Genomic DNA, 2,526 nt, shown 5'->3' on the forward strand with positions numbered 1-2,526 from the left:
GGCCAGGGCGGCGGCCTTCTCGTCGGTCTCCGCGACGAAACCCGGCGAGTGCACGGCGATCGGCAACCGCGGCGCGTCGGTGCCCGCGAGCTGCGCGTTGGCCTGGCGGTACAGGTCGGCGAAGGGGGCGAAGCTGCCGGCGGGCCCGCCGATGATCGCCAGCATGAGGGGCATCCGGTAGCGGGCCGCGCGCACCACGGATTCGGGGCTGCCGCCCACGGCGATCCACGCGGAGAGCCCGCCCTCGGTCTCCGGGTACACGCGCTGGTCGACCAGGGGACGCCGCAGCTCCCCGGACCACGTCACCGGCGTCTCGGGCAGCAGCGCGGAGAACAGGTCCAGCTTCTCGCTGAACAGCTGCTCGTACTGCTGGAGATCGAGGCCGAACAGCGGGAACGACTCGGTGAAGGACCCGCGCCCCAGCACGACCTCGGCGCGCCCGTTCGACAGGGCGTCGATCGTGGAGAAGCGCTGGAACACCCGGACCGGGTCGTCACTGGACAGGACGGTGACCGCCGAGCCGAGCGTGATGCGCTGCGTCCGGGTCGCGATGCCGGCGAGCACCACATCCGGGGCGGAGACGGCGTAGTCGGGGCGGTGGTGCTCCCCCACCCCGAAGGCGTCGACGCCCACCTCGTCGGCGAGCACCGCCTGCTCGACGACGTCCCGGATCACCTGGGCGTGGTGGACCCGCGCGCCTCGGTCATCGACGGTGGTGTCGCCGAAGGTGTCGAGGCCAAAGGCGACGGAGTGTGACGCTGGAGATGCGGAGGTGGCGGGCGTGGCGGAGGTGGTGTGTTGAGTCATGCCCCCACTTTAGTTGATCTGTCAACCATAGGGTCTGCGGAGGTCCCTCTCGCCCCGGCCGGGCGGGTCTACAGTTCGTTCATGACGTTCACAGAGGCCGTGGAACTGGTGGGCAAGACCATGGACGCGGCCGGCGTGGCCGCCATCGTGGTGGGCGCGTTGGTGGCGGCCATGTTCGCCCTCGACCCGCGTCGCCGACACGGCCCGGAGGGTGACGTCTACACCGCATTCCGGCGCCGTCTCGGCCGCGCGATCCTGCTGGGCCTGGAACTCCTGGTGGCCGCGGACATCATCCGGACCGTCGCGATCTCGCCGAGCTACGACTCGGTGGGGTTGCTCGCGTTGGTCGTGCTCATCAGGACGTTCCTCAGCTGGTCGCTCGAACTCGAGATCTCGGGCCGGTGGCCGTGGCAGAAGCGAGCCGGATCGCGAGCCGACCGCACCCGGCATGATGGAGACGACCAGGCGCGAGCCGACGTGCACGAGAGCGAGAGGACCACACCATGACCGACACCGATCACGGACCCCACCCCTACGTCGTCAACATCGAGGACGCGACCCTCGCCAACACCAACTACCGGACCACGCTGTGGACCGGGAAGCACCTGCAGATGACGGTCATGGCGATCGCTCCCGGGGACGACATCGGCCTCGAGGTGCACGAGGACCACGACCAGTTCCTGCGGGTCGAGCAGGGTCGCGGTCGCGTCCAGATGGGACCGGCCGAGGACCGCCTGGAGTTCGACGAGGAGGTCGGCGACGACTGGGTGATCCTCGTCCCCGCCGGGTCGTGGCACAACGTCACCAACATCGGCGACGAGCCGCTCAAGGTCTACTCGATCTACGCCCCGCCGGAGCACGAGCACGGCACCGTCCACGCGACCAAGGCCGAATCGGACGCCGACGAGCACTGAGACACCTCGGGCACAGGGCCACCTGGGTCCCCGAGCTCGTCCACGGCGTCAGGCGCCGGCGGGCCCCTCGTCCCGCCGGCGCCTCGTCGCGCGCACGTACCTGGTGAGCATCGTGTCCATCAGCGCCGGCGACAGGCGCTGCAGACGCCACGTCGCCCGCGCCCGCGCGGGTTCGATCACGAGCGCCCGGTTCCCCAGGACACCACGCAGGACGCTCTCCGCCAGCAGATCCGGGTCCAGCGGCTCCCGCACGCCCTGACCCTCGAGGTAGTAGTGACGGCCGTCGAAGCCGTCGAGCTCGCCCTTGTCCAGGATCGCGGTGTCCACCGCAGCCGGGCACACCACGGTCACCCCGACGCCGTGGCCGGCCGCCTCCGCGCGCAGCGAGAGCCCGAGCCCCACCACCGCGTGCTTGGTCATGGCGTAGCTGGTGATCAGGCCCGCCGGGCACAACCCGCCCATGGAGGCGGTGAGCACGAGCGATCCCGTTCCCCGGCGGATCATCTCCGGGTACGCGGCGTGGACGCAGTGCACGACCCCGCGGATGTTCACGTCGACGATCGCGTCCCACTGCCCCAGGGTGAGCAGCTCGGTGTCCCCGCCCCAGGTGATTCCGGCGTTGGCGAACATCAGGTCCAGGCCCCCGTGCTCGGCGACCACCTCGCCGACCAGGTCCGACACCGCCCGGGCGTCGGTGACGTCGAGCGCCTCCGACCGGGCGGTTCCGGTGACCGTCGCGCCCGGGGTGATCTCCTCCGCCACCCGCCGGGCGGCCACCGGGTCGATGTCCGTCACCACGACGTGG

4 protein-coding genes are annotated in these 2,526 nt (G+C 71.0%); 2 read left to right on the forward strand and 2 right to left on the reverse strand.

Features of this window, described 5'->3' with window-relative positions:
- Positions 1-807, reverse strand: an 807-nt coding sequence (locus tag G6021_RS08035) for an LLM class flavin-dependent oxidoreductase (RefSeq protein ID WP_182641024.1), incomplete at its 3' end; no start/stop codon positions are given.
- An 81-nt stretch (positions 808-888) separates the two neighbouring features.
- On the opposite strand from G6021_RS08035, the gene G6021_RS08040 reads away from it, so the two are divergent.
- Both G6021_RS08040 and G6021_RS08045 read left to right on the forward strand, forming a co-directional pair.
- On the forward strand, positions 889-1,314 hold the full coding sequence (locus G6021_RS08040) for a DUF1622 domain-containing protein (RefSeq protein WP_182610515.1): 426 nt from the start codon (positions 889-891) through the stop codon (positions 1,312-1,314).
- Complete coding sequence (locus tag G6021_RS08045; protein WP_182610516.1) at positions 1,311-1,721, forward strand: cupin domain-containing protein; 411 nt, start codon at positions 1,311-1,313, stop codon at positions 1,719-1,721. Before G6021_RS08040 ends, G6021_RS08045 begins: the two co-directional genes overlap by 4 nt.
- 48 nt (positions 1,722-1,769) lie before the next feature.
- Here the strand turns inward: G6021_RS08045 and G6021_RS08050 are convergent.
- The coding region (locus tag G6021_RS08050; RefSeq protein WP_182641025.1) for an SDR family NAD(P)-dependent oxidoreductase at positions 1,770-2,526 on the reverse strand (757 nt) is incomplete at its 5' end.

Source organism: Dietzia sp. CW19, assembly GCF_014145265.1.
GTDB lineage: Bacteria > Actinomycetota > Actinomycetes > Mycobacteriales > Mycobacteriaceae > Dietzia > Dietzia natronolimnaea.